9 protein-coding genes are annotated in these 6032 nt (G+C 73.3%); 5 read left to right on the top strand and 4 right to left on the bottom strand.

The window, feature by feature from the left end; all coding sequences use genetic code 11:
* Both ACTUAL_RS11905 and ACTUAL_RS11900 read right to left on the bottom strand, forming a co-directional pair.
* The coding region (locus ACTUAL_RS11905; RefSeq protein WP_253843883.1) for a DUF397 domain-containing protein at positions 1–185 on the bottom strand (185 nt) is incomplete at its 3' end.
* Positions 182–1045: a helix-turn-helix domain-containing protein gene (locus ACTUAL_RS11900; RefSeq protein WP_440900280.1), complete on the bottom strand. Its 864-nt coding sequence runs from the start codon at positions 1043–1045 to the stop codon at positions 182–184. The genes ACTUAL_RS11900 and ACTUAL_RS11905, both read right to left, overlap by 4 nt.
* Before the next feature lie 214 nt (positions 1046–1259).
* Between ACTUAL_RS11900 and ACTUAL_RS11895 the strand changes: the two genes are divergently transcribed.
* The 4 genes from ACTUAL_RS11895 (at position 1260) to ACTUAL_RS11880 (ending at position 3728) form a co-directional block, all read left to right on the top strand.
* Positions 1260–1445, top strand: coding sequence for a hypothetical protein (locus ACTUAL_RS11895; RefSeq protein WP_096491004.1), 186 nt, complete (start codon positions 1260–1262; stop codon positions 1443–1445).
* A 260-nt stretch (positions 1446–1705) separates the two neighbouring features.
* The gene (locus ACTUAL_RS11890) at positions 1706–2086 is read left to right on the top strand and encodes a GntR family transcriptional regulator (RefSeq protein WP_096491003.1); all 381 of its coding nucleotides are present in this window, start codon (positions 1706–1708) and stop codon (positions 2084–2086) included.
* On the top strand, positions 2083–2943 hold the full coding sequence (locus tag ACTUAL_RS11885; RefSeq protein WP_440900279.1) for an ATP-binding cassette domain-containing protein: 861 nt from the start codon (positions 2083–2085) through the stop codon (positions 2941–2943). Before ACTUAL_RS11890 ends, ACTUAL_RS11885 begins: the two co-directional genes overlap by 4 nt.
* Entirely contained in the window at positions 2940–3728 is a 789-nt protein-coding gene (locus ACTUAL_RS11880; RefSeq protein WP_440900278.1) for a hypothetical protein, read from the top strand. Before ACTUAL_RS11885 ends, ACTUAL_RS11880 begins: the two co-directional genes overlap by 4 nt.
* A 42-nt stretch (positions 3729–3770) precedes the next feature.
* On the opposite strand, the gene ACTUAL_RS11875 is transcribed toward ACTUAL_RS11880, so the two are convergent.
* Both ACTUAL_RS11875 and pheA read right to left on the bottom strand, forming a co-directional pair.
* Positions 3771–4382, bottom strand: coding sequence for a histidine phosphatase family protein (locus ACTUAL_RS11875; protein ID WP_096491000.1), 612 nt, complete (start codon positions 4380–4382; stop codon positions 3771–3773).
* Positions 4379–5269 carry a prephenate dehydratase gene (gene pheA, locus ACTUAL_RS11870; RefSeq protein ID WP_177154575.1) on the bottom strand — a complete coding sequence of 297 codons (891 nt, stop codon included), beginning with the start codon at positions 5267–5269 and terminating at the stop codon, positions 4379–4381. Before pheA ends, ACTUAL_RS11875 begins: the two co-directional genes overlap by 4 nt.
* 103 nt (positions 5270–5372) lie before the next feature.
* On the opposite strand from pheA, the gene ACTUAL_RS11865 reads away from it, so the two are divergent.
* Complete coding sequence (locus tag ACTUAL_RS11865; RefSeq protein WP_218181952.1) at positions 5373–5984, top strand: macro domain-containing protein; 612 nt, start codon at positions 5373–5375, stop codon at positions 5982–5984.
* The last annotated feature ends 48 nt before the right edge of the window (positions 5985–6032 follow it).

Raw genomic sequence — 6032 nt, 5'->3', positions numbered from 1 at the left:
CAGCGGTCGAACCGCCCCTCGGCGGCGGCGGTGCGGAACCGCTGGAACTCGTCGGTGGTGAACGTCAACCGGCCGGACTCGGGGGCCTTGCTGTCGCGGAACAGGGCGGAGCCCCGGTCGTGCGCGACCTCAACGCAGTTGTTGGCCCCTGCACCAGACCTGCTGCTCTTGCGCCAGGTAGTCATCGCCTCTCAAACGCCTTCATGTTGTTCTGGATCAGCTCGACGGTCGCGCTCTCCGACAACGCCACCGCTCCGAGCCCACTGATCATGTGGACGTAGCGCTGCACTGCCTCTTCATCCTCTACCCAGATGCCCCCGCCTGCGTGTTCCAAATAGACGGCGGGCGGGTCTTCCGGATCGCCGAAGCCGAGGATGGTGAAACCGCCGGACATCAGGCCGTACGCCCCCGCGCCGAAGGGGACGACGCGGATCTCGACGTTGTCGCGCTCGACGAGGTCGAGCAGGTGGCGGAGCTGCCCGGCCATGACCTTCGCGCCGCCGACCTCGCGGGTGAGCACCGACTCGTCCAGGAAGGCGCGCATGACCAGCGGCTTCTCCCCGGTCAGCCGACGCTGGCGGTCGAGCCGCGAGGTGACGTACTGACCGACCTCCGCCTCCGACTCCTCGAAGGGCAGGGCGACGGCGCTCTGGACCGCGCGGGCGTAGTCCGGGGTCTGGAGCAGGCCGCTGACCAGGTACGGGTCGAGGGCGTCGAGCGTGGTGGCCTCGGCCTCCGCCTGGAGGAAGGTGCGGAAGGCGCTCGAACTGCGGGCCGGAAAGCGGATCTTGGTCGCGTCGTCCTTGGCGTCCTCCCAGAGCAGGACGGCCTTGGCGCGCTCGTCCTCGGAGGCCCCGTAGTACCCGAGCACGGCCTGCAACTCGGCCCGGCGGCACCTCGTGTGCCCGCTCTCGGTCCGGTTGACGGTGGGCCGCGAGATGCCGAGCAGCTCGGCGACGTCGTCCGGCGTGCGACCCGCCTTCTTCCGCAGTTCCTGCAGGTAGAGGCCCAGCTTTCGGCGGCGCCTGGTCTGCGTGTTCGCCATGGGGCGCAACTCTATGGGGCATTCGATCATTCCGATATCACTCGATCGGGAGCATGACTAAGTGCACGTGCGCCGATAACGTGCTTCGCGTCGGTGGGATCGCGTCTCCGACGAAGCGCAGCGAGTCCTCCGGGACCTCGCGCCCGCGGTCCCACCGGCCCCGAACTCCCCGAGCGGAAGGCCGAAACCCGTGATCCTCACAGGCGGAACCCACATGTCCACGTACATCAAGGTCGAGGACGGCGCGACGATCGAGTGCGCCACGGCCGCGGGCGAGGTCGAGCTGACCGTGGACCGGACCGTGGACCTGGTGCTGACCGAGGAGGCCGCCCGCCGGACCGTGGCCACCCTGACCGAGGCCCTGGCCGCGCTGGAGGCGCGAGGAGCGGCGGCGATCTGACGGCGGTGTTCTGACGGCAAACCCACGGGCGGTGGTGCGACGGGAACGGCGCGGTGGAGGAGCTGACCGCGTTCATCGACCGCGTCAGCGCGGCATCGACCCGGACAGCCACCGGACCACGATCGGTGACCCGCGCGCCACCGGCACCGCGCTGCACGACTCCCCCACCGGCCGGCGCCCCGCTCCGGCCACCCCCTTGACCACCACCCTCCCCTCGGTGCACCATGCTTTCACTAATTAAGTAGTGAAAGGGTGTTGAGGTGATCGAGTTCCGGATCGACCGCCGTTCCGGGGTGGCCACCTACCAGCAGATCGTCAACCAGGCCCGGCACGCGCTGCGCCTGGGACTGCTGCGGCCCGGTGACCGGCTGCCCACCGCGCGGGAGGTCGTCGAGGCCACCGCGATCAACCCCAACACCGTCCTGAAGGCCTACCGCGAGCTGGAGCGCGACGGGCTGGTCGAGGCGCGGCGCGGGCTCGGGACGTTCGTCTCCGCCTCGCTGGCCGGGCCGGACGACGGGGCGCTGCGCGCCGAGCTGGCCGACTGGGTCGCCCGCGCACGCGTGGCCGGGTTGGACCGGGAGCACGTCGAGGCGCTCGTCCAGGCGCGGCTCGACGAGGTGTACCGGGGTGACGAGTGACTAGGGGGAGCGAAGTGGAGCACGTGCTGGAGGCGTCGGCGCTGACGCTGCGCCACCGGCGGGGCGGCGGACTGCGCGACTGCGCGTTCCGGGTGCCGCGCGGTGGTTTCGCGGCGCTGGTCGGGCCGAACGGGGCGGGCAAGAGCACGCTCATGCGCCTGGCCGTCGGCCTGCTGCGGCCGGACAGCGGGGAGCTGCTGGTGCTGGGCGAGCGGCCCGGCCGGTCGGGGGCGCACCCGAGGGTCGGGTACCTCGGCCAGACCAAGCCGCTGTACCGGGGGTTCACCACCGCCGAGGTGCTGCGCGCGGGCGCCGAGCTGAACCCCGGCTGGGACGCGGAGCACGCGCTGCGGCTGGTCGAGAACGCGGGCGTGCCGCTGGACGCGAAGGTCGACCGGCTCTCCGGCGGCCAGCGCACCCGCGTGGCGCTGGCGCTGGCACTGGGCAGGCGGCCCGAACTGCTGCTGCTGGACGAGCCGCTCGCCGAACTCGACCCGCTGGCGCGCCGGGAGGTCATGGGGGCGCTGCTGGGCGAGGTCGCCGACACCGGGATGTCGGTGCTGATGTCCTCGCACGTCCTGTCCGAGCTGGAGAGCGCGTGCGACCACCTGGTCCTGCTCGCCGACGGCCGGGTGCCGCTGGAGGGGCCGGTGGACGAGCTGCTGGACGCGCACCGGGTGCTGGTCGGGTCCGCCGACCTCCCGGCGCCGGACGGGGTGGTGGAGTCGAGCGCGGTGGGCCGGCAGCGGACGGTGCTGGCCAGGACGGGGGACGTGCCGGGCTGGACCTGCGCGCGGCCGTCGCTGGAGGACCTCGCGCTGGGCTACCTGCGCACGTCGCGGGCGGTGGCGCCATGACCTGGTTGGCGTGGCGGCAGCAGCGGGCGCACGTGCTGGGCGCCCTGGGGTTCACCGCGTTCGCGGCGCTGGCGCTGGGGCTGACGCGGTGGGGCGAGGCGGGGGTGGTCGGGCACACCTCCTACGACCTCCTGACGCTGCCGCTGCTCGGCGGGCCGCTGCTGCTGGGGGCGTTCGCCGGGGCGGCGGTGTTCGCGCCGGACGTCGAGCGGGGCACGCACGCGCTCACCCTCACCCAGTCCGTGTCCCGCGACCGGTGGTGGGCGACGAAGCTGCTGGTCACCGGGGTGCCGCTGGCGCTGTGCGCGCTGGTGACGGGGCTGGTCGCGCGCTGGGTCGTCGGGGGCGCGGCCCCGTCGGCGGGCACGTCGCCGCTGATCAGCCCGCTCTTCCAGGCCCAGGGCGTCGTTCCGGTCGGCTACGCCCTGGTGGTGTTCGCGGCGGCGGCCCTGCTGGGCCTGCTGCGGGGGAACGCGCTGCTCGCGGCGGTGGGCGCGCTGCTGCTGCACGCGCCGCTGGCGCTGGTGTCGCTGCTGGGGCTGCGCCGGTACTACGCCCCGCCGCTGGTGGTTCCGGAGGAGCAAGTGCCGGGACAGATCTGGCCGGTGGACTACCAGCGCTACGACGACCTGGTGGACGGCGAGGTGTTCGGCAGGGTCCTCGTCGGCTACCACCCCGACTCGCGCTTCTGGCCGTTCCAGTTCGTGGAGCTGGGGATTTTCCTGGCCCTCGCGGCGGCTCTGCTGGCGGCCGGCTGGTGGGTGGCCACCCGCAGGCTGCGGTGACCTCCCGGTCGGGCCCGACGAGGGGCGGGCCCGACCGCCGGTTCAGCCGGCCACGTCCACGCCGGTCCACGAGGTGCAGACCCACCCGTCGCCGGCCCGCTCCAGCTCCACCCGCCCGGTGTTGGGCAGCAGCCCCGCCGCGACCAGGGCCGGGGTCACGTTGGTCGCCAGTGCCAGCGCCGCCATGCGCAGCGAGGCGCCGTGGCTGACCAGCACCACCACGTCGTCCTCCGCGCGCCCGGCGGTGACCTCCTCCACCGCCGCCAGGTACCGGTCGAGGACCTGCCTTCCGGACTCGCCGCCGGGCAGCGGCACGTCCAGGTCGCCGTCGGCCCACGAGCGCACGGTGCTCATGAAGGTCCCGTACGCCTCGCGGTCGCTGCGGCCCTCCAGCTCGCCGCAGAAGATCTCCTGCACGCCATCCACGACCTGGACCTCCAGGCCGTGCGCCGCCGCGACCGGGGCCGCCGTCTGCTGGGCGCGCACCGCGACGCTCGCGTGCACGGCGGTGACCGGCACGTCCGCCAGGTCCCGCGCCAGCGCCTCCGCCTGGGCCCGACCGGCCTCGGTGAGCGGCGGGCCCGGTGGCAGGCTGTCCAGCGCCATCGCCACGTTCGACGCCGTCTCACCGTGCCTGACCAGCAACAACCTCACGCGCCCCTGCCCTCCCTGATCGTCGCGACCCACTCGGCCGCGGCCACGAAATCCGCGTTCTGCGCCACCACGTCCTCGCGCACGGCCTTCGGGTAGGAGCCGAGGAACCGGGTCTCCGGGCAGTGCCTGCGCAGCGCGGCCAGGGCGTCCCCCACCCTCGGCTCGGCGACGTGGCCGTCGAAGTCGATGTAGAACCGGTACTCCCCGAGCGGGCCCTTGGTGGGCCGGGACTCGATCCGGGTCAGGTTGACGCCGCGCAGCGCGAGTTCGAGCAGCACGTCCGACAGCACGCCCACCCGGTCCGGCGCGGTCACCACGACCGAGGTGCGGTCGGAGCCGGTGGGCTCGGGCAGCGGGCCGGGCTTGCGCAGCAGCAGGAACCTGGTCTTGGCGTCGCGCACGTCCGCGAGGTCGGTCGCCGCGACCTCCAGCGGGTAGTGCTCGGCCGCCACGGGCGCGGTCACCGCCGCGTCGTGCTCGCCGCGCTGCACCGCGACGGCCGCCGCCGCCGTGGAGGTCGCGGCCACCGCGACGGCGTCGGGCAGGTTCGCGGCGAGCCAGTAGCGCACCTGGGCGAGCGCGTGCGGGTGGCTGGCGACGGTGCGGACCGGTCCACCACCCGGACGGACCAGCAGGCTGAACCTGACCGCGAGCACGGTCTCGGCGACGACGACCAGGGGGGTGCCCTCGGCGAGCGCGTCCATGGTGGCGGGGACGGCGCCCTCGACGGAGTTCTCCACCGGCACGCAGGCGAGTTCGGCATCACCCGTGCGGGCGGCTCCCAGGGCTGCTGGAATGGTCTCGCGGGGGTCCAGGTCCGCGCCGAAGCCGCGCGCGGCCTGCTCGGTGAAGGTTCCCCTGGGGCCGAAGTAGGCGATGCGTGGCACGGGCGCAACCATACGAGCAGCACACATGGTGATCGCCGTTGAGGCGAGGATCACCCGCGCGGCGGGTGCCCGCCCCTGTTCCGCACAGCGCATCTCTCCTGGAATGCTTGTCCACGTGGCCGCCGATACGGAGGGTGAGATCAACGCTCCGGTTGTAGTTCCCCGTCTGGTGCTGTGCGCCGTAGATGAACCGCTCACGAGGGCCTGGGCCGGTGTGGCCGACGGCCGAACAGGGGTGGTGGTGCACCGCGGTTCGGTGCTGGACATCGTCGCCGAGGCCGTGGTCAGCTTCGGGAACTCGTCCGGCTGGTTGCGGACCGGCGTGGACGAGTTGTACGCGCGGGCCTTCCCCCACGTGGAGGACCAGGTGCGGCGGGCGGTGCTGGCGCTGCACGGGGGCGAGCTCCCGGTCGGGGAGGCGCTGACCGTGCCGACCGGCGAGCCCCAGCCCGAGTGGCTCGTCAGCGCGCCGACCAGGCGCGTGCTGGGCGAGCGCTTGCCGGACGACAGCGTGCACCCGTACCTCGCGGCGCGCGCGGTGCTCCGGCTGTGGCAGACCGGGCGGCTCGACGACGGCAGGCCCCTGCGCGACGTCGTGCGCACGATCGCCATGCCGGGACTGGGAACCGGAGTCGACGGAGTGTCGCCGTGGACCTGCGCACGTCAGGTCGCGGCTGCCTGGGACGAGGTGTTCAGCCCGATCCCCAGGCGCTAGGAGTTGCCCACAGGTCTGTGGAGAACTTGCCCACAGCCTGTGGACAAC

It is taken from the genome of Actinosynnema sp., from assembly GCF_052038725.1.
This window is presented reverse-complemented; position numbering and strand designations above follow the sequence as displayed.

Bases quoted from the DNA above. Each gene is read 5' to 3' on its own strand.
- ACTUAL_RS11900 (WP_440900280.1), bottom strand. From the start codon at position 1,045: ATGGCGAACACGCAGACCAGGCGCCGCCGAAAGCTGGGCCTCTACCTG.
- ACTUAL_RS11895 (WP_096491004.1), top strand. From the start codon at position 1,260: ATGTCCACGTACATCAAGGTCGAGGACGGCGCGACGATCGAGTGCGCC.
- ACTUAL_RS11880 (WP_440900278.1), top strand. From the start codon at position 2,940: ATGACCTGGTTGGCGTGGCGGCAGCAGCGGGCGCACGTGCTGGGCGCC.
- ACTUAL_RS11865 (WP_218181952.1), top strand. From the start codon at position 5,373: ATGCTTGTCCACGTGGCCGCCGATACGGAGGGTGAGATCAACGCTCCG.